Source organism: Leisingera caerulea DSM 24564 (assembly GCF_000473325.1).
Lineage (GTDB): Bacteria > Pseudomonadota > Alphaproteobacteria > Rhodobacterales > Rhodobacteraceae > Leisingera > Leisingera caerulea.
The window spans coordinates 2,544,716-2,564,541 of the sequence record NZ_KI421513.1 but is presented as its reverse complement, the minus strand read 5'-3'; the positions used below and the strand labels follow the sequence as shown (position 1 = coordinate 2,564,541).

Here is a 19,826-nt window from a genome sequence, read left to right as displayed (position 1 = left end):
TTTCATAGGTGGTCATGCGGCGTCCGGGGTCAACCCCTACCAGGGCAGCGGGGAGTAGCCGATGACCGGTGCGTGCAGGATCAGGAGCGCCAGGAAAACCGCTGCCGCGAGCCCGGCCTCAGCGGCCGCGGGCCGCAAGCGGGCGGGGTTCAGCCGCGCGGTGTTGCGGCTGAGGCGGTTCCATTCCCCTTGCCCCATCTGGCGCTGCTTGCGTCTGTCGATCAGCACCATGCCGATCCAGGCAAAGCCCGCGAACAGCCCGAACAGGATCACATGCGCCAGGTCGCCATTGGCCAACAGATGCGCCCCGGCCCAGAGCGCCATTGCCGCCAGCAGCGGATGGCGGCTGACGGCCAGAATGCCGGGGTCAGCCGGATCAAAGGCGCGCAGCCCCAACCCGCCAAAGCTGAACGGATTCTGCCGCATCATCCCCGCGACCGCCAGCAGGCAGGCCAGAGGCATCACCAGCAAAGGCACCCAGCGGAACCCCTCCCAATAGGGCAGCACACCTACGTAAGGCGCACGGGCGGCGGCCACGACCAGCCAGGCCAGGATCGCAAGCGACAACAGGCTGTAGGCAATGATGTAGCCGCGCAGCCCCATGCGGCTGACCAGCCAAGGCCGCACCGGCGGGCGCACGGGAATGGCGTGGCTGGCCAGGAACAGCATCAGCGCGGCGGTGAATTCAAGCCAGCCCATGGGGTTTCTCCGGATATATATCAGTCTTGCGTGCAGCTATAGGCGGGCGGGCAGTATAAAACGTTGCCCCAGATCAAAAAAGGGCGCCGCTGGGGCGCCCTTCTTTAAGGGTTTTCAGGATCGCTACAGACCCAGCGCCTTGCGCCGCTCCTCTGCAAAACCCTGCACCATGCGGTCGGCAATCAAGGCAAGGATCGCCATCGCCGCGCCGGCGGAGATGCCCAGCCCCACGTCCGCCTGCCCCAGCGCCAGGTAGATCGACTGGCCCAGGCCAGTGGTGCCGATCAGCGCCGCAATCACCAGCATCGCAAAGGCATAGAGAATGGTCTGGTTGAGCCCCAAGAGGATCGACGGCGCCGCATAAGGCGCGCGGATGTCCTTGAGCATCTGCCACGTGGTTGCGCCAGAGGCGGTGGCTGCTTCGATCATCTCATCCGGTGTCGAGACCAGCCCGTGCCGGGTGTAACGGATCATCGGGACGATGGCATAGGCGATGATCGCCAGGAAGGCGGAGAACTCGCCGATCTGGAACACCATCAGCACAGGGATCAGGAACACGAACAGCGGGATCGTCTGCAGCATGTCACAGACCGGCCGCACCACGCGCCAGACACCGGGTGACACCGCAGAGGCCAGGCCAACCGCTCCGCCCAGCACCGCGCAGGCAAAGACCGCAGCGCCGGAGAGGTAGAGCGACAAGAGCGCCCGTTCCCACAGGCCGGAGAGAAGGATGGTCCCCAAGAGCACCACAGTAAGGATTGCCAGCCCGCGCCCGCCTGCGACCCAGGCCAAGGCCCCTGCCCCGGCGAGCACAAAGGGCCAAGGCAACTGCGAGATGCCGGTTTCCAGCATTCCGGCGGCAATCAGCAGCATCACGCCCAGCGCAATTTGGCCGCGCAGGGCAAAAACCACCGCCGCCGCAGCGCCTGCTGCAAACAGCCCCAGGCTCATCACCGGGGTCCAGGCAAAGCCCCAGGTGAAGGGCAGCACAGCCTGATCCAATCCGATCCGCAGCGGCAGCAGCACGTAGAACAGCACGTTGTTTTTCAGCGCTGTCAGAACCTCCGCATTGGCGCTGGTGAAGGCCGACAGCCCCCGGTCGACGCTATCCGCGACCGGGTTGAACAGGGCATAGGTGCCGGGCTGCTGAAGCTGGCTCCAAAAGATTGCGCTTACTGCCGCGCCCAGTGCCAGAATGCCCCAGGCAACGCGCGGGTCGTGTCTGTTGCGCCGGTCCTGAGTCAGGGTGCCACTCATCCGGTCGATCAGGATCGCGAAGATCACGATTACCAGACCGGCCAGCAGGCTTTGCCCGAACTGCGCCTTGCGCATGGTCAAGAGGACCTCCCAGCCGATGTCGTCAAAGCCGCCGATCACGGCCGCAATGATCACCATCGACAAAGCCGCCATCAGGCATTGGTTGACACCCACCATGATCTGCTGCCCGGCCGAGGGGATCTCGCACTGGAACAACTGCTGCAGGCGGGTGCCGCCGGACATGACGGCGGCTTCCTTGATCTCAGGCTCCACCCGCTCCAACCCCAACAGCACGTTGCGCGCCATTGGCGGGGCGGCATAAATGGCCGAGGCGATGAGGCCGACCACCGGGCCAAAGCCGAACAGCACCAGCAGCGGCGTCAGGTAGGCAAAGGTCGGCACCGTCTGCATGATATCCAGCACCGCCTGCACCGGCTGGCGGATCCTGGGGTATTCATTGGCGAGGATACCGATGCCGCCGCCGATGATCAGCGCCAGCGGCACTGAGACGGCAACCAGCGCCAGGGTGTTCATGCTTTCGGGCCAATAGCCCGACGCCAGCACAAAGCCGAGGCCAACCACAGCCATCAGCGCCATGCGCACGCCGCCCAGCATCCAGGCCAGCGCCGTGGTGGCGCAAATGACCAGAGGCCAGGGCGTGTGGCTCAGCACATAATTGGCGGCCTCCATAGGGTAGAACATTAGCGCCGAGAAACTGCGCGCCGCAGGTTTGATCAGCGCCAGAAACCATTCCATGGCGGCCCCGACCCAATCGGTTGCGGGCAGCACCCAGGCGGCCGGGAATTTCACCAGCCACGGCAGGCTGCTTTCCAGCAGAAGGCATAGGGCGCCTACCGCCGCTGCGATCAGCGCCGCAATGGAGCCTTTCGAAAGACCCGCCATCACTCTTGCTCCACCTGCAGGGCCGCGGCCAGATCCGCAGGGTTCACCACGCCGACCAGCTTGCCGTCATCCGTGCGGACCGGCACAGGCTCGTACAGCTCCATGCAGCGCGCAAGGGCTGCATCCAGCGTCATGTCCTGGCGCAGGCCGGGATCGTCGGCGCCGTAAACATGGTGTTCGCCCGGCTGCATCACCGAGGACACATGCGCGTGCTGGCCCTTGGCCACGTCCTTGGAAAACTCGCGCACGTAGTCATCGACCGGGCGCAGCACGATGTCGGCGGGTGTGCCGATCTGCACGACCTTGCCGTCGCGCATGATGGCGATGCGGTCAGCCAGTTTCAGCGCCTCGTTGATGTCATGGGTGATGAAAACGATGGTGGTCTTCAGCTTGGCCTGGATCTCCAGGAACTCATCCTGCAGCTGCCGCCGGATCAGCGGGTCCAGCGCCGAGAACGGCTCATCCAGGAACCAGACCGAGCAATCCGCCACCAGCGAGCGGGCGATGCCGACGCGCTGGCGCTGGCCGCCGGAGAGTTCGCGCGGGTAGTTCTTTTCGCGCCCGCCGAGGCCGACCAGTTCGATGACTTCCTGCGCCTTGGCAAGGCGCTGCTTCTTCTTCACCCCCTGCACCCGCAGCGGGTAGGCGACGTTGTCGGCTACGGTCATATGCGGGAACAGGCCGAAGTGCTGGAACACCATGCCCAGCTTCTTGCGGCGCAGCTCGATCAGCCGCTTGGGGCTGGCCTCGACGATGTTCTCGCCATCGATACGGATTTCGCCGCCGGTGGCGTGCAGCAGGTGCGAGATGCAGCGGATCAGGGTCGACTTGCCGGAGCCCGACAGCCCCATGATCACGAACAGCTCCCCCTCCTTCACGTCAAAGGAGGCGTCCTGCACCGCCGGAATCAGCCCCTTGGAGCGCAGATCCTGAGCTGCCGCTTCGGGTGTTTCGTGCCGCGACAGCGCCTCCTTCAAGGCGCTGCCTGCATTGTTGCCAAACACTTGCCAGACATTCCGGCAGGTGATGGCAGGCGTTTCAGAGCCGCTCACTGGGCAAGGCTCAGTTGGTGGCGGCGTCGACAACCGGGCGCCACTTGTCCTCGTTGGCGGCCATCCATTCGGCAACCACCTCTTCGACCTTGCCGCCGTCCACATCGACCGCGCCCATCATCGGCTGCTGGTCTTCCACGGCCAGGGTGTAGTTCGACAGGATTTCATAGGCTGCGGGCCAGGTTTCCTCCATCCCGGACCAGGCGGCCTTGAAGATGCGGGAAGGCGAGAAGTCGCAGTCGTTCACCGCATCGGGGTTCGGGCCCCAAGCCGGATCGCTGAAACAGGCGTCCTCGCCCGGCGGCAGGTCGACGAACTTGACGTCATAGGCGGACATCGCCCAATGCGGCTGCCAGAAGGTGATCAGCAGCGGCGTCTTGCGCTCGGTCGCGGCGCGCAGCTCGACGATCAGCGCCGCCTCGGAGCCAGCAGGCACAGCCTTGAACGGCAGCCCCAGACCGGTCATGCGGTCCGCACCCGGCGTGCCCCAGTCAGCGGGGTAGTCCACCAGGCGGCCTTCGGGCAGGGTTTCGGCGGTGGCGAACTGCATCGCGCAGTCTTTCAGCGCTTCCCAGGCCGGCAGGCCGGGGCAGATCTCCGCCACATGCGCCGGATAGGCGATGCCTTCACGGGCGTTCAGCTCCAGGTCGCCCAGCTCCACCACGGTGCCTTCTTCGATCTTCTTGGCGTATTCGTCGGAAACGTTGGAGGACCAGATTTCCAGCGTCGCGTGGATGTCGCCATCGGCAATCGCCTGGAACTGGTTCATCATGCCCGCAGAGACATATTCGACGTCATAGCCTGCAGCCTTGAGCATCTCGCCCGCGATGTGGGTGGTCACGTGCTGGCCGGTCCATTCGTTCACCGCCAGCTTGATCGGCTTGCTGGTGTCGCCCAGTTCAGCGGCCGAGGCGATGCCCGCAGCCACAGTCATCGCGGCTGCGCCCAGTGCCAGCGCATATCCTTTGAAAGTCATCTCAATACTCCCTGTCATTATCCTTTTGCGCCGCCTGTTTCCGGCTGTGGCGCGTCTTTTGGAACCCGACGGTTCATGGCACCTGACTGGCATTTCAGCCGGCCGTGTTTCTGTCAGCGGCGCCCATGAGCCAAGTGTGGCCGGGGATAATGCAAGTATTGGAACATATTACGACACTTTGTCGAGCAATTGCGTCGCAAACGGCAAAATATTTTGATTGACGGTTCAAGTTTTTGTGTAAACACACAAGTTCCGGAATCACTTTCCCCGCCCTCGCCGGGCTTACGCGGCGGCGCATCCAGGCACAAGCCGCAAGGCTGAATGCGAAAACAGCGCCCCGCATCGCAGAGGCGCTGTTCCGAAGATTTAATCACCAAATTGCCTGGCTGCCCCCGCGATCAGGAACGGCCCTTGCCGGTGGCCTCCTCGACCGTTGGCATCCACTTGGCGCGGTTCACCGCCAGCCAGCCGCGGGCCGCGCCCTGGACGGTCTCGCCCCGCACATCCACCAGCCCGATCAGCGGCTGCTGGTCCCAGATGCTCAGCTCGTAGTTCTTGAGGATTTCATGGGCTGCGGGCCAGCGGCCCTTGAAGCCGGACCAGCTGGCCTTGACCACGCCGCCGCGGGCAAAGTCGCAATCGCCGGTGGCCTTTGGGTTCGGCCCCCAAGACGGGTCGCTGTAGCAGGCCGGCTCCGGCTTGGGCAACCGCACGAATTGCAGCGCATAAGATGACATCGCCCAGTGCGGTGCCCAGAAGGTGGCGATCACCGGGCGCTTGTCCTTGTAGGCCTGCTGGAACTCCTCGATCATCGCCGCCTCGGACTCGGCCGCGACCACGTCAAACGGCAGATCCAGCGCCCGGATCCGGTCCGCCCCGGGCGAGCCCCAGGATTCCGGATAGGCCAGGTAGCGCCCGCGCTTGCCGTTGCCGTCTTCGGAGAAGATGCTGGCACACTCACGCAACGCTTCCCAGTTGGGCAGCCCCGGGCACATCTGCGCCACATAGGGCGGGTAAACCACGCCGTTGCGTGCATCCAGCCCCAGGTCGCCCAGTTCTTCTACCCGGCCAGCCTCCCGCGCTGCGATGTATTCGTCGGGATTGCTGGTAGTCCAGATCTCCACCATGGCATGCAGCTCGCCAGTGGCAATCTGCTCGTACAAGGCGCCCTGATCCGCCTCGACATATTCGACCGTATAGCCTGCCTCCTCCAGCATCCCGCCCGCGATATAGGTCGACAGGCGCTGGCCGGTCCAATTGTTCAGCGACAGGCGGATGGGCGTTTCCACATCCCCCATATCGGCCGCTTCAACGGCCCCCGAAACTGCCAGCGCCGCCAGCGCTGCCGTAAACGCTTTGACTTTCATTGGCGTCACTCCCGTACTGCCAGTCTTCCCACGTGCCGCGCGCAGGCGCAGCTCAGGGTCCGGCATAACAGGGGGACATTGACAAAGATTAACGCTGCGGCGGGGCGGCTTCGCGAAAGAATAGAAAAAAGCCTAAAACTTGCTTCAAGCGCGCATCGCGCCGCGGGAACAGCGCCAACCGGTCAGGCGGTGCGCCGGGCCACCAGCAGCACCGGATCATAGGTCAGCGGCAGCTTTCCATCGCAGCCGAACCGCGCCCGGTAAGCGTCCTCAAAGTCGCGCAGATGCCGGCGGGACCAGCTTTGCTGGGCATGGCCGTTGACGCCGGTCTGGCGCAAATGCCGCAGCAGCGCCAGCGCGCTGTCGAATTCCAGCACCACCGGCGCCTGTTTGACCGCCAGCAGATCCAGGCATTGCGGCAGCACCGGCCGCCACTCCGCGGCATCCAGGTAGCTGGGCGCGGCGGCCGCGGAGCCCAACGCCGCCAGCTCGCGAAACTGCCCGCGCCCGAAGCCCGAAAGCGCCAGCCATCCGCCGGGCTTCAGCCGTGCCGCCAGCCGCGCCGTCAGCGCCGGCAGGTCCGGAATCCATTGCACGGTGGAGGCCGAGGCGATCAGATCCAGCCCGTGCGGCAGCGGCAGGCTTTCGACCGGCCCGGCTTTGAACCGGGCCTGAACCGGCGCAGCGCCCCCGAAATCCTGCAAGGCGGACGCCGCTTCCGGCACCAGATCGTTCAGCAGCAGGCTGCCAATTTCGAACCGCTGCACCAGCTGCCGGGTCAGGTGGCCGGTGCCGCAGCCGAATTCCAAAGCAGTCTCGAATTGCCCGGGCGCGCCCTGGGCCTGCAGCAAGTCTGCCAGCCGTGCGGCAATATCCGCCTGCACCGAGGCGGTGCGGTGATAGCTTTGCAGCCCGCGGCGGAAGCTTTGCCGGACCCGCGACTGGTCCAGCTGAGGAGGCGTCATGTCTTTCATTGCAACAGCGCCTCCCACGCCGCGAACTGGCCGAATGGCGCGTGCGGCGCGTCGATCAGGCTGACTGCCTGCCCCGCCCAGGCCCGTTCCAGGTTGGCGGGCGGAAAAATCTTGTCGCCGGTGCTGATCCAGACCCGGTCGAACCGCGTTTGCGGAGCGTCGCCGCGCCGCTCCACTGCCAGCAGCTCAGCCCGGAGCGCGTCCGCATCCAGCGGCTCAGGGGGCTGAGGCTGCCCGAAGACGCGCGTCAGGAAGCTCTGAAAGCTTTCCAGGCTCAGCGTCTCAGCCGTTTTGCGGAAGACCGCGGGCGGAATGCCCGCGCTGCGGTTCACCGGTTTCAGGCTGCCGTTCACCGCCACCTTGCGCTGGAACGGATCCGGCCGCCCCTGCTGCCAGTGTGCATAGGCCGCCACGCCGAACGACCACGCCAGCAGGCTGATCCGTTCATAGCCCGACAGGTCCGGCAGCTCCGCGTTCAGATCGCTGTAACCGCTGGCAAACAGGATGTCCTGCGGGCCATCCAGATGCCAGAACACCTCTGGCCCCACAGCCCAGCCGCCAAAGACCACGATGGCCTCGGCTGCGCTGTTGTGTTTGAGCCAGCGGAATTCCATGCCTACAGCTCCCGCGCCAGCCGCAGCATGCCCGCGGTGATTTCGCTGAGCTGATCCGGCGCCGTGATGAAGGGCGGCATGGTGTAGATGTTAGTCCCGAAGGGGCGCAGGAAGACGCCCATCTCATGCGCGCGGGCGTGCGCCTCGTCTGCGGAAACCCGGTGCTTCATCTCAATCACACCGATGGCGCCCAGCACCCGCACGTCCGCCACATTGGGCAGGCCGCGCGCAGGCGCCAGCTCCGCCTCCATCTGCTCGCCGATAGCCGCCACCGTGCCGCGCCAGTCCTGGCCGGTCAGCAGGTCCAGCGAGGCCTTCGCGGCCGCACAGGCCAGCGGGTTGCCCATGTAAGTCGGCCCGTGCATGAACAAACCGGGATTGCCGCCGCCGATGCCTTCGGCCACGCGGTCATTGGTCATGGTGCAGGCGAAAGAGATATGGCCGCCGGTCAGGCCCTTGCCGAGGCAGATGATATCCGGCTCGACGGTGCAGAAATTTGTGGCGAACAGCTCGCCCGTGCGGGCGAAACCGGTGGCGATCTCGTCGAAGATCAAGAGGATGCCCAGCTCATCGCACATTGCACGCGCCTGATTCAGATACTCCGGGTGGTAGAAATACATGCCGCCGGTGCCCTGCACCACGGGCTCCAGAATGAAGGCTGCGATCTTCTGCGCGTTGGCTTCCAGCACGGCACGCAGTTCTCCCAGACCGTTTTGCGCCGGGTCGTCATTCCAGTCCTCATTAATGCGGTTCGGCGGGCGGGAGACGAAATGCTGCACGCTCAGCGCGCCCTGAAACAGATGGTGCATGCCGGTGTCCGGGTCGCAAACGCTCATCGCCTTCCAGGTATCGCCGTGATAGCCGGAGCGGATGGTGGCAAACTCCTTGCGATCCGGCTGGCCGATCGCGTGCTGGTACTGCACCGCCATCTTCATCGCCACCTCGACCGAGACCGAGCCTGAATCACAATAGAAAATGCGCGTGAGGCTTTCGGGGGTGATCTCCAGCAGCTTGCGGCCCAGGTCAATCGCCGGGTCATGGGTCAGCCCGCCGAACATCACATGCGGCAGGGTGTCGAGCTGGTCGTGAATGGCCTTGGTGATCGCCGGATTCTTGTGGCCGTGCATCATGCACCACCAGGACGACATGGCGTCGATCAGCCGGGTACCGTCGTCCAGAGTGATGTAAACACCCTCGCTCTCCTTCACGACGAACGTCGGACCGGGCTTGGCGACATTGGTGTAGGGATGCCAGAGGTGCTGCTGGTCAAACTCCAGCTGGGTGAGGTCTGCGGCACTCATGACAGCACCTCCTTGATCAGGTCCACCCGGATGCTGGCCTGAAAGGCCACGGCCAGCGCGTCAGAGGTCAGCTCGCCAAGCACCGGCAGCCGCCCCAGGTGCGCCACTTGGCCGAATTGGCAGATGGTTTCCTCCACCGCCGGCTCCGCGTCGCCGATGAAGGCCACGCCCGCAACCGGGCAGCCCGCATCGCGCAGGGCTTTCAGCGACAGCAGCGTGTGGTTGATCGTGCCCAGCTGGGTCCGCGCGCAGAGGATCACCGGCGCGCCCCAGCGGGCGAACAGATCGAGATACAGCACCTTGCGGTTCAGCGGCACCATCAGCCCGCCTGCGCCTTCGGCCACCAGCACGCCATCGGCCTCAGGCAAAGACAGCGAATCCGGGTCGATCTCCACGCCCTCGGCCTCTGCCGACAGATGCGGCGAGGCTGGCAGTTGCAGAAGATACCCTTCAGGCAGCGCCGGGCGGCCCGACAGGCGGGAGACGATCTGGCTGTCGGTCTCCTCTTCCAGTCCGGATTGCACCGGCTTCCAGTAGGTTGCGCCCAGGGCCTGCACCAGGCCGGCCGAGAAGACGGTCTTGCCAATGCCTGTATCGGTCCCGGTGACGATCAGCGCGCTCATGCCCCATTCTCCATTTCCCGGGCGAGGTCTTCGAACATCGCGGTGATGACCCCTGCCCCCGTGTTCAGCGTGATCGACAGCCGCAGCCGCGAGGTGCCGCGTGGCACGGTCGGCGGGCGGATGCCGCGAATGTCATAGCCGCGGGCCTGCATAGCGGAGGCCAGCGCCATGGAGCGCTTGTCGTCACCGATCACCACCGGCAGGATCTGGCTTTGGAAACCCTCCAGCCCGCACAGGCGTTTGGCTTCACCTTGGGCATGGGTGATCCCCTGCCACGCTTGCTCGCGGCGGCTTGGGTTCTGCTGCAGCTCCTGCAAGGCCGCCCGCACCAGTGCCGCGTTCAAGGGTGACGGGGCGGTGGCAAAGATAAACCCGCGCGCCTTGTTGATCAGCGTCTCAATCAGCACCCGCTGACCGCAGATCAAAGCGCCGGAGGCCCCCAGCGCCTTGCCGCAGGTGTGCAGGCTCAGGACGTTTGGCCGGTGCGCGATCTCATACGCCAGCCCGCGGCCCAAATCGCCGAACACGCCCGTTGAATGCGCCTCATCCACCACCAGCACTGCGCCGTCCGCATCGGCCAGTGCCATCAGCGCGTCCAGCGGCGCGAGGTCGCCGTCCATGGAATAAACCGCCTCAACCGCGATCCAGACCTGACCGGTGCCGCCCGCCGCGCGCCACTCTTTCAGCACCCGCGCCGCGTCTTCCACATCGCCATGCGCAAAGCTGCGGGTCTCCGCCCGGCCCAGCCGCATTCCGTCGTGAGTGCTCGCATGGATCAGCGCGTCATAGAGCACCAGATCGCCCAGTTGCGGCAGGGTAGAGAAGATCGCCTGATTGGCATTAAAGCCGCCGCCCATGAACAGCGCGGCCTCGGTGCCGAAGAACTCCGCTGCCTCAGCCTCCAGAAGCTGGTGTTCCGCGTCATTGCCGCGCAGCAGGCGCGCGCCGCCTGCCCCCACCGGCACACCGCGCGCCAGCGCATCGGCTGCGGCGGCGCGCATCACATCGCTGCACGCCAGCCCAAGGTAGTCATTGGAGGCGAAGTCATGCCCTTCCCGCGGCATCAGCTGCCGGTAGCGTCCGCGCGTGCGCAGCGCTTCCAGCGATTTCTCATGCCTGGGGAAGGCGCCCGCCATCAGCGGCTGCCGTCGCAGCCCGCGGCCATGGCGGTGATGCCCAGACGGTCGAACAGCTGCTGGTCCTTGTCCTCTTCGGGGTTGTCGGCAGTCAGCAGCGTGTCGCCGACAAAGATCGAGTTGGCCCCGGCAAAGAAGCACATCGCCTGCATCTCGTCCGACATATCGGTGCGGCCTGCGGACAGGCGCACGTGCGATTTCGGCATCAGAATGCGGGCCAGAGCAACCGAGCGGACGAATTCGATCGGGTCCAGCTTCTCGACATTGGCCAGCGGCGTATCGGCGATCGGGATCAGCATGTTGACCGGCACCGAATCCGGGTGCACCTCCAGCGTCGCCAGCGCCAGCATCATATCGATACGGTCCAGCTGCTGCTCGCCCATGCCGACGATGCCGCCGGAGCACACCTTGATGCCCGCCTCGCGCACTCGGTTCAGGGTGTCGATCCGGTCGGCGAAGGTGCGGGTGGTGATGATCTCGGAGTAGTAGCGCTCCGAGGTGTCGATGTTGTGGTTGTAATAATCGAGACCGGCGTCGCGCAGGCGGAACACCTGTTCCTCGTCCAGCATGCCCAGGGTCATGCAGGTTTCCATACCCAGGTCCTTGACGCCCTGCACCATCGCCTCCAGAGCCGCCATGTCGCGGTCCTTGGGAGAGCGCCAGGCGGCGCCCATGCAGTAACGGGTGGCGCCGCCTTCCTTAGCTTTCTTGGCCTCGGCGATCACACGCTGAACCTCGATCAGCTTGGAGGCCGAGAGCTGCGCGCCGTTGCGCGCCGACTGCGAGCAATAGGCGCAATCCTCGGCGCAGCCGCCGGTCTTGATGCTGAGCAGCTTGGATTTCTGCACCTGATTGGGGTCGAAATACTGCCGGTGCACGGTGTGCGCCTGAAACAGCAAGTCCATGAATGGCTTATTGTAAATCGCTTCCGCTTCCTCGCGGGTCCAGTCGGTGCGGATGGGTGCAGCGTCCAGCATGCTGTCTCCTGTTCTCTATACCTGTTGGCCATGCGCGGATGGCGTTGCTGGTTTTTATAGATAATTTTGCAGCCGCCGATCAAGCATCAAAGCTGCGCTGCAGCGATTTGCCTCAAAAACCCGCCCATAAGTCCAGTATCACGCTGATACTAATACCAAAAAATAATCTACAAAGATTCCGGTTGACGCGAACCCCGCCCCTCCCCTAGCCCTATAGGCACGCAGGGGAGTCCCGCCCAAGGGACTGAGAGGCGTCATGGTGCGGGGTATCCCGGACCGGCGGCGCGACCCTTTGAACCTGACCCAGTTGATACTGGCGTAGGAAGCAAGAAGCATCGCACGGCGCCCCGGCGGCAAGCGCTGTTTCGGACAGGCAGCATGCGTGCACCGGCCGTACACCGGCTGTACACCCCCCTGCCCGTTTTCCTCCGTCCCGGCTCAATTGGTGTTTTTGAACCGAAGCCCCGGAGGAACACCAGATGAACGTCCCCAATCCCAAGATCACCACGGGCGCCCTGCCCGCATCGCGCAAGATCTATGTCAGCGGCGAGGTCCACCAGGACATCCGCGTGCCAATGCGTGAGATCTCCACCCACCCTACCGCGGGCGAGGCGCCGTTGCCGGTCTATGACAGCTCCGGCCCCTACACCGACCCGGACGTGCTGACCGACATCCGCCAGGGCCTGCCGCAGCTGCGCCGCCAGTGGATTGAGGCGCGCGGCGACGTCGAGAGCTACCAGGGCCGCGATGTGAAGCCGGAGGACAATGGATTTGTCGAGGGCGACCGGCTGACGCCTGAGTTCCCGGTGAGACCCGCCCCCCTGCGCGGCAAGGACGGCAAGGCGCCGACCCAGCTGGCCTATGCCCGTGCGGGCATCATCACACCGGAGATGGAATTTGTGGCGATCCGCGAAAACCAGCTGCGCGAGCTGTCGCCGTGCCACGCGAACCGTGACGGCAATGACTTCGGCGCCAACATCCCCGACTACGTGACGCCGGAATTCGTGCGCCAGGAAATCGCCGCGGGCCGCGCCATCATCCCGGCCAACATCAACCACCCGGAAATCGAGCCGATGATCATCGGCCGCAATTTTAAGGTGAAGATCAACGCCAACATGGGCACCTCTGCCGTCACCTCCTCGATGGAGGAAGAGGTCGACAAGCTGGTCTGGGCGATCCGCTGGGGGGCTGATACGGTGATGGACCTGTCGACAGGCCGCAACATCCACAACACCCGCGAATGGATCGTGCGCAACTCTCCGGTTCCGATCGGCACCGTGCCGATCTACCAGGCGCTGGAAAAGGTGAACGGCATCGCCGAGGACCTGACGTGGGAGGTGTTCCGCGACACGCTGATCGAGCAGGCGGAACAGGGCGTCGACTATTTTACCATCCATGCCGGTGTGCGGCTGCACATGGTGCCGATGACGGTGAACCGGGTGACGGGGATCGTCTCGCGCGGCGGGTCGATCATGGCCAAGTGGTGCCTGCATCACCACAAGGAGAGCTTCCTCTATGAGCATTTCGAGGAAATCTGCGACATATGCCGCCAGTATGACGTGTCCTTCTCGCTGGGCGACGGGCTGCGCCCCGGTTCCATTGCGGACGCCAATGACGAAGCGCAGTTTGCGGAGCTGGAAACCCTGGGCGAGCTGACCAAGATCGCCTGGGCCAAGGACTGCCAGGTGATGATCGAGGGGCCAGGCCATGTCGCCATGCACAAGATCAAGGAGAACATGGACAAGCAGCTGGAGTGCTGCCACGAGGCGCCGTTCTATACGCTTGGGCCGCTGACCACAGATATCGCGCCGGGCTATGACCACATCACCAGCGGCATCGGGGCCGCGATGATCGGCTGGTTCGGCTGCGCGATGCTGTGCTACGTGACGCCGAAGGAGCATCTGGGCCTGCCCGACCGCGACGATGTGAAGACCGGGGTGATCACCTACAAGATCGCGGCCCATGCTGCCGACCTCGCCAAAGGTCTGCCGGGCGCCCAGCGCCGCGACGATGCGCTGTCCCGCGCCCGTTTCGAGTTCCGCTGGGAGGATCAGTTCAACCTGTCGCTGGACCCGGACACCGCGCGCGAATTCCACGATCAGACCCTGCCGAAACAGGCCCATAAGGTCGCCCATTTCTGCTCCATGTGCGGACCGAAGTTCTGCTCCATGCGGATATCTCACGACATCCGCGCCGAGGCCCAGAAAGAAGGCATGGAGGCGATGGCCGCCAAGTTCCGGGAGGGCGGCGAGCTGTATGTGCCTGCCGCCGAGGCTGCGGAACCGGCCGAATGATCACCATCGCCGGCGCGGGCTTGGCCGGCCTCGCCTGTGCCTATGAACTGGCGCAGCGCGGGGCGGCGGTCACCGTCTATGAGCGGGGCGAGGCGCCCGGGGCCGGCAGCGTCGCGCGCTTTGCGGGCGGCATGCTGGCGCCCTGGTGCGAACGCGAAAGCGCCGAGGAAGAGGTGATCACCCTCGGCAGCCGCGCCTTCGGCTGGTGGGCCAAGGTCACCCCGGTTCACAGGCGCGGCACGCTGGTGGTGGCGCCTGCCCGCGACCGGGCGGAGCTGACCCGTTTCGCCCGCCGCACCCGCGGCCACCGGGGCGTGGACGGGGCGGAGATTGGCGAACTGGAACCGGCGCTGGCGGGGCGGTTTGCGCAAGGGCTGTTCTTTGAGCAGGAGGCGCATCTGGACCCGCGGCGCGCGCTGCGCGATCTGAGCGCCAAGGTGCAGGCGATGGGGGTGGAGATCCGCTATGGCACCCCTGCCCCGGCCCGCGTCACGCTGGATTGCACCGGGATGGCGGCACCACTGCCCGGCCTGCGCCCGGTGCGCGGCGAGATGGCCATCCTGTATTGCCCGGAGGTGGAGATCAGCCGCACCCTGCGGCTGCTGCACCCGCGGATGCCGCTCTACCTCGTTCCGCGCGGAGACGGGTATTTCATGATCGGCGGCACCATGATCGAGAGCAGCTCTGACCGGCCCATCTCCCTGCGCTCGCTCAGTGAATTGCTGAGCGCCGCCTTTGCCCTGCACCCCGCCTTTGCCGAGGCCAGCGTGGCGGAGACCGGCGCGGGCCTGCGCCCGGCCTTTCCGGACAACCTGCCGCGGCTGACCGAACGGGACGGCACGCTCTGCCTCAATGGCCTTTACCGGCACGGCTTTCTGCTTGCCCCCGCGATGGCGCAAGCAGCGGCACGCCGCCTGCTACAGGAGACATCAGATGAAGATCATCGTGAACGCCGAACGGCGTGACGTATCCGCAACCGATCTGAAGACGGCACTGCACGAGCTGGGCTTTGCCTCCTCGGCCGTGGCCACCGCGCTGAACGGCACCTTTGTGGCCCGCGGCAAGCGGGAACAGGTGCAGCTGTCCGAGGGCGACCGGCTGGAAGTGCTGGCCCCGATGCAGGGAGGATGAGATGAAAGTTTACGGAACAGAGATCACCTCGCGCCTTTTCCTGGGCACCGCGCAATATCCTTCACCCGCAGTGCTGGCCGGGGCGATACAGTCCAGCGGCACGGAGGTCATCACCGTGTCCCTGCGCCGCGAGACCGCCGATGGCTCCGGCGCCGGGTTCTGGGAGAGCCTGCGGAAAACCGGCTGCCGCATCCTGCCTAATACCGCCGGCTGCCATTCAGTGCTGGAGGCGGTGACCACCGCCCGTATGGCACGGGAGCTGTTTGATACCCCTTGGATCAAGCTGGAAGTGATCGGCCATTCCGACACCCTGCAGCCGGATGTGTTCGGATTGGTGGAGGCGGCCCGGATCCTCAGCGGCGAGGGTTTCCAGGTTTTTCCCTATACCACGGACGATCTGGTGGTGGGGGAAAAGCTGCTGGATGCCGGCTGTGAAGTGCTGATGCCCTGGGGAGCGCCTATCGGTTCCGGCCAGGGGCTGCGCAACCCGGACGCCCTGCGCACGATGCGCGCGCATTTCACCGGTGTGCCGCTGATCGTGGATGCCGGCATCGGGCGGCCGTCGGACGCTGCCCAGGCAATGGAGCTGGGTATGGATGCGGTCCTGTTGAACACCGCCGTGGCCAAGGCCGGCGACCCCGCCGGGATGGCCCGCGCGATGGCGCTGGCTATTGAGGCCGGGCGTTTGGGATATGAGGCCGATCCGATGGAGCCGCGCGACATGGCGGTGCCCTCCACCCCGGTGCTGGGCCTGGCGGAGTTTGCATGATGGAGCGTTTCTATCTGATCGTCGGCCATGTGGGACGGCTGGAGCTGCTGGTGCCGCATGGGGCAAGGCTTGTGCAGCTGCGCATCAAGGACCAGCCGGAGGCTGAGGTCCGCCGCCAGATCGCCCGCGCCCGCGACTTTTGCGCGGTGCATGGCGCGCAGCTGGTGGTGAATGACTATTGGCAGGCGGCTTTGGACCTGAATTGCAACTTCGTCCACCTGGGGCAGGAGGACATGGACACCGCCGACTTTGCCGCGCTGCGCCGCAAGGGTGCGCGCTTTGGGCTGTCGACTCATGACGAGGCGGAGCTGGACCGCGCCCTGTCCCTCAACCCGTCCTATGTGGCACTGGGGCCGGTCTATCCGACATTGCTGAAGAAGATGAAATGGGGGCCGCAGGGTCTGGAGCGGGTCTCCCGCTGGAAGCAAATGGCGGGAAAGACCCCTTTGGTCGCGATTGGCGGGCTGACGCCGGAGCGGCTGCCGGGGGTCTTTGCCGCAGGGGCCGACAGCGCCGCGGTGGTGACTGATATCCAGCTGGCGGACGACCCCGAGGCGCGCACCCGCGAATGGGTGGAGGCCTGCCGCGCAAAGGAGCCCGCATGAGCCGCTACGCGCGCCAGATGATCCTGCCGGAGGTCGGTGCGGAGGGTCAGGAGCGGCTGGCAATCGCCCATGTGCTGGTGGTGGGCGCAGGCGGGCTGGGCTGCCCGGTGCTGCAATATCTGGGCGGGGCCGGAGTGGGCCGGATCACGGTGATGGACGGCGACCTAGCGGAGGAGAGCAACCTGCACCGGCAGGTGCTCTATTCCATGGCGGACCTCGGCCGGCCCAAGGCGGAGGCTGCACGTCAGCACCTGCTGGCCGCAAATCCAGCGTTGCACATCAGCGCACTTGTTCAAGCGCTGGACGCCGCCAACGCCCCCGCAATGGTGGCCGGGGCCGATCTGGTGGTGGATGCGGCAGACAGTTTCGCGGTGTCTTACATCCTCTCGGATGAATGCCTGCGGCAGGGCAAGACGCTGATCTCCGCTTCGGCGCTGGGTCAATCCGGGTATGCCGGCGGCTTCTGCGGCGGCGGGCCGTCCCTGCGCGCAGTGTTCCCGGACTTGCCCGCACAGGCTGCGACCTGCGCAACCGCGGGCGTGATGGGGCCTGCCGTGGGCATGATCGGCGCGCTGCAGGCGCAGCTTGCCCTGAAGGCGCTGCTCAATCACCAGCCCTCCCCGCGGGGACAGCTGTTTATCTTCCGCCTGCAGGACCTGCAGGTCAGCTCTTTCCGCTTTGATGGGGCGGAAGAGCCGGAGGAAGCCCTGCCCTTTATCGCAGCGTCTCATATCGGCCCTGAGGATACGGTGATCGAGCTGCGCGATGCCGCCGAAGCCCCGCGCCTGCCAGCGCCGCAGGCCCGGCGGATTTCCCGTGCGGATCTGCTGGCGGCGGGCCTGCCCCGCAAGGCGCGTATCGTGCTGTGCTGCCGCACAGGTTTGCGGGCCTGGGGGGCGGCACAGGACTTGCGGCAGGCCGGGTATAGCGATCTGGCGCTGCTGGCAGCGGGAGGCAGTGCGTGACAGTGATCCTGGCCATTGGCGGCACCGACAGCAGCGGCGGCGCGGGCCTTACCCGCGATACCGCCATGGCGGCGGAGCTGGGGACCGCAGTCCGGCCGGTGGTGACAGCCGTGACCGTGCAAACCAATGAGACTGTACTGGACGTCCACCCCTGCCCGCCCCCACGTGTTGCGGATCAGGCGCGCGCCGCCTTGGCAACGCCTGCTCTGCCGGGGGCGGTGAAGATCGGGATGCTGGGCTCCGCTGCGGTGGCAGAGGCGGTGGACGCGGCCCTGCCCGCGGGATTGCCCATCGTGCTGGACCCGGTGCTGAAGGCAAGTTCCGGAGGCACTTTGATGGAGGCGGACGGTTTTGGCGCGCTGCTGCGGCGGGCGGCGCTGGTCACGCCGAACCTGGCGGAGCTGGAGGTGCTGTCCGGCGTTTTGGGCAGCCCTGAGGCGCAAGCCGCTGCACTGCTGACGCAGGGGGCGCGCGCGGTGCTGGTCAAAGGCGGCCATGGCACCGGTGCTGAAAGCGTGGACCTGCTGTTCACCGCGGAGGACGCGCCTGCCCCCTTTGCCGCGCCGCGGCTGGCGGTGTCAAAACGCGGCACCGGGTGCAGTCTGGCCACGGCCATTGCCTGCCATCTGGCAAAGGGGGACAGCCTGCAAGAGGCCTGCCGCCACGGCAAGGACGCGGTGCACTGCTGGCTGCGCCGCTGAGGCGCGCAAGGTCGCTGCCAGACAGTCTTTAGGCCGGTTTCAGGACGGAGCTTCCCGGCCCGTCTCCCTAGTGTCCGGGCAGCCTTTCACGCCCAGGCCCGGGAGACCTGCCGCATGACCGATATCACCGCGCTCACCGCTGAGCAGATGGCAGCGAAACTGCGCACGCGCGATCTGAGCGCCCGCGAGGTGCTGGCGGCGCACAAGGCGCAGACCGAGGCGCGGGAGGGCGCGGTCAATGCCTTTGTCACCATCGACTGGGACGCGGCAGAGGCGCGGGCGGCGGAATTGGATGCGATGGCCGCCTGCGGGGAGTTTGCCGGGCCGCTGCACGGGCTGCCCGTGGCAATCAAGGACTGCTTTGAAACCAGGGGCCTGCGCACCACCTGGGGATCGCGGAGCTTTGCGTCCCATGTGCCGGACTATGACGCGCTGCATGTGGCGCGGCTGCGGGCGGCGGGCGCGGTGATTACCGGCAAGACCAACACGCCGGAGTTCACCTTTTCCGGCCAGACCAGCAACCTGGTGGCCGGCACCACCCGCAACCCGCTGCACCCGGAAAAATCCGTCGCCGGCAGTTCCGGCGGCGCGGCGGCGGCGCTGGCGGCAAATATGGCGGCGCTGGCCGATGGCTCCGACCTCGGCGGCAGCACCCGCACGCCTGCGGCCTGGTGCGGGGTTGTGGGGATGCGCCCCACCTCCGGCCTTATTCCCTATGAGCCGAACCCGGCGCCCTTTGACGGGCTGTCGGTGCCGGGGCCGATGGCGCGGACAGTGCGGGACCTGGTGCTGATGCTGGAGGTGATGCAGGGCCACGCCCCCAGCCAGCCGCTGGGCTTCTGGCAGGATGTGCCGCGGCTGGCGGATCTGGAAGCGCCCCCTGCCAGGCGCTGTGGCCGGATCGCCCTGTCGCTCTCCCCCTTCGGCGCCAGTGTGGAGCCGTCGGTGCAGGCGGCGGTTGCGCCGGTCGGAACCCTGTGCCAAGCGCTGGGCTGGCAAGTGGCTGAGGACGCCCCGGCGCTGGAACCGCTGCTGGCGCATGGCGGTATCACCCGCGGCCAGTGCGCGCTGCAGATCCGCGCCGCGCTGGAACCGGACATGGAGCTGGCGGGGGAAAGCTTCCGCACCGCTTGCGCCCAGGCAGAGGGGCGCAGCCTGGCGGAACTGATTGCCTATCAGAAAACCCGCGCCCGGGTCTGGGCGGATGTTGCCGCCTTCTTTGACCGCTACGACGTTGCCCTGTGGCCCACGGCAACCGGGATGCCGTTCTCAGCAGACCTGCGCGACGGCGAGCTGCCCGAGGACTGGCGCACGGTGACCCTGACGCCGCCGATGGAGCTGCCGTCAATCTCAATCCCCTGCGGCCGCTCGGCGGACGGGATGCCCGTCGGGCTTCATATCACCGGGCCGAAAGGATCAGATGCGCGGCTGCTGCAATTTGCCCGCAGCATCGAGCGCGCGCTGCGGTAGCGGGGCAGAAAC

At 66.0% G+C, this 19,826-nt stretch carries 19 protein-coding genes and 1 riboswitch; of the genes, 8 read left to right on the top strand and 11 right to left on the bottom strand.

Annotated features, from left to right (window positions below; all coding sequences use genetic code 11):
* Positions 1-36: 36 nt before the first annotated feature.
* The 11 genes from CAER_RS0119650 to bioB form a co-directional block, all read right to left on the bottom strand.
* Positions 37-699 (bottom strand): NnrU family protein, encoded by a 663-nt coding sequence (locus tag CAER_RS0119650; protein ID WP_027236970.1) that lies wholly within the window; start codon positions 697-699, stop codon positions 37-39.
* A gap of 123 nt (positions 700-822) precedes the next feature.
* Positions 823-2,859 (bottom strand): ABC transporter permease, encoded by a 2,037-nt coding sequence (locus tag CAER_RS0119645; RefSeq protein WP_036797462.1) that lies wholly within the window; start codon positions 2,857-2,859, stop codon positions 823-825.
* Positions 2,859-3,911 (bottom strand): quaternary amine ABC transporter ATP-binding protein, encoded by a 1,053-nt coding sequence (locus tag CAER_RS0119640; protein ID WP_027236968.1) that lies wholly within the window; start codon positions 3,909-3,911, stop codon positions 2,859-2,861. Before CAER_RS0119640 ends, CAER_RS0119645 begins: the two co-directional genes overlap by 1 nt.
* A 10-nt stretch (positions 3,912-3,921) precedes the next feature.
* The gene (locus CAER_RS0119635) at positions 3,922-4,887 is read right to left on the bottom strand and encodes an ABC transporter substrate-binding protein (RefSeq protein WP_027236967.1); all 966 of its coding nucleotides are present in this window, start codon (positions 4,885-4,887) and stop codon (positions 3,922-3,924) included.
* Positions 4,888-5,285: 398 nt separating this feature from the next.
* Positions 5,286-6,254, bottom strand: coding sequence for an ABC transporter substrate-binding protein (locus CAER_RS0119630; RefSeq protein ID WP_027236966.1), 969 nt, complete (start codon positions 6,252-6,254; stop codon positions 5,286-5,288).
* A gap of 182 nt (positions 6,255-6,436) precedes the next feature.
* Positions 6,437-7,228: a malonyl-ACP O-methyltransferase BioC gene (gene bioC / locus CAER_RS0119625; RefSeq protein WP_027236965.1), complete on the bottom strand. Its 792-nt coding sequence runs from the start codon at positions 7,226-7,228 to the stop codon at positions 6,437-6,439.
* Complete coding sequence (locus tag CAER_RS0119620) at positions 7,225-7,842, bottom strand: pimeloyl-ACP methyl esterase BioG family protein (protein WP_027236964.1); 618 nt, start codon at positions 7,840-7,842, stop codon at positions 7,225-7,227. The genes bioC and CAER_RS0119620 overlap by 4 nt, the downstream gene beginning before the upstream one ends.
* A gap of 2 nt (positions 7,843-7,844) precedes the next feature.
* Entirely contained in the window at positions 7,845-9,143 is a 1,299-nt protein-coding gene (gene bioA, locus CAER_RS0119615) for an adenosylmethionine--8-amino-7-oxononanoate transaminase (RefSeq protein WP_027236963.1), read from the bottom strand.
* A complete protein-coding gene (bioD, locus tag CAER_RS0119610; RefSeq protein ID WP_027236962.1) occupies positions 9,140-9,766 on the bottom strand; it encodes a dethiobiotin synthase in 627 nt (208 codons plus the stop codon). Before bioD ends, bioA begins: the two co-directional genes overlap by 4 nt.
* Positions 9,763-10,902, bottom strand: a complete 1,140-nt coding sequence (locus CAER_RS0119605) for an 8-amino-7-oxononanoate synthase (RefSeq protein WP_027236961.1) — start codon at positions 10,900-10,902, stop codon at positions 9,763-9,765. The genes bioD and CAER_RS0119605 overlap by 4 nt, the downstream gene beginning before the upstream one ends.
* Positions 10,902-11,879 carry a biotin synthase BioB gene (bioB, locus tag CAER_RS0119600; RefSeq protein ID WP_008556688.1) on the bottom strand — a complete coding sequence of 326 codons (978 nt, stop codon included), beginning with the start codon at positions 11,877-11,879 and terminating at the stop codon, positions 10,902-10,904. The genes CAER_RS0119605 and bioB overlap by 1 nt, the downstream gene beginning before the upstream one ends.
* A gap of 213 nt (positions 11,880-12,092) precedes the next feature.
* Positions 12,093-12,221: riboswitch (TPP riboswitch) on the top strand.
* A 137-nt stretch (positions 12,222-12,358) separates the two neighbouring features.
* Between bioB and thiC the strand changes: the two genes are divergently transcribed.
* The 8 genes from thiC to CAER_RS0119560 all read left to right on the top strand — a co-directional run bounded on the left by thiC (position 12,359) and on the right by CAER_RS0119560 (position 19,814).
* Entirely contained in the window at positions 12,359-14,173 is a 1,815-nt protein-coding gene (gene thiC / locus CAER_RS0119595; protein ID WP_027236960.1) for a phosphomethylpyrimidine synthase ThiC, read from the top strand.
* The gene (locus CAER_RS0119590) at positions 14,170-15,138 is read left to right on the top strand and encodes an FAD-dependent oxidoreductase (RefSeq protein ID WP_027236959.1); all 969 of its coding nucleotides are present in this window, start codon (positions 14,170-14,172) and stop codon (positions 15,136-15,138) included. Before thiC ends, CAER_RS0119590 begins: the two co-directional genes overlap by 4 nt.
* Positions 15,107-15,304, top strand: coding sequence for a sulfur carrier protein ThiS (thiS, locus tag CAER_RS0119585; RefSeq protein ID WP_027236958.1), 198 nt, complete (start codon positions 15,107-15,109; stop codon positions 15,302-15,304). The genes CAER_RS0119590 and thiS overlap by 32 nt, the downstream gene beginning before the upstream one ends.
* A 1-nt stretch (position 15,305) precedes the next feature.
* Positions 15,306-16,073: a thiazole synthase gene (locus CAER_RS0119580; protein ID WP_027236957.1), complete on the top strand. Its 768-nt coding sequence runs from the start codon at positions 15,306-15,308 to the stop codon at positions 16,071-16,073.
* Positions 16,073-16,678 carry a thiamine phosphate synthase gene (locus tag CAER_RS0119575; protein ID WP_027236956.1) on the top strand — a complete coding sequence of 202 codons (606 nt, stop codon included), beginning with the start codon at positions 16,073-16,075 and terminating at the stop codon, positions 16,676-16,678. The genes CAER_RS0119580 and CAER_RS0119575 overlap by 1 nt, the downstream gene beginning before the upstream one ends.
* Entirely contained in the window at positions 16,675-17,643 is a 969-nt protein-coding gene (locus tag CAER_RS0119570) for a HesA/MoeB/ThiF family protein (RefSeq protein WP_027236955.1), read from the top strand. Before CAER_RS0119575 ends, CAER_RS0119570 begins: the two co-directional genes overlap by 4 nt.
* The gene (gene thiD / locus CAER_RS0119565) at positions 17,640-18,344 is read left to right on the top strand and encodes a bifunctional hydroxymethylpyrimidine kinase/phosphomethylpyrimidine kinase (protein WP_027236954.1); all 705 of its coding nucleotides are present in this window, start codon (positions 17,640-17,642) and stop codon (positions 18,342-18,344) included. The genes CAER_RS0119570 and thiD overlap by 4 nt, the downstream gene beginning before the upstream one ends.
* A gap of 114 nt (positions 18,345-18,458) precedes the next feature.
* A complete protein-coding gene (locus CAER_RS0119560; RefSeq protein WP_027236953.1) occupies positions 18,459-19,814 on the top strand; it encodes an amidase in 1,356 nt (451 codons plus the stop codon).
* The last annotated feature ends 12 nt before the right edge of the window (positions 19,815-19,826 follow it).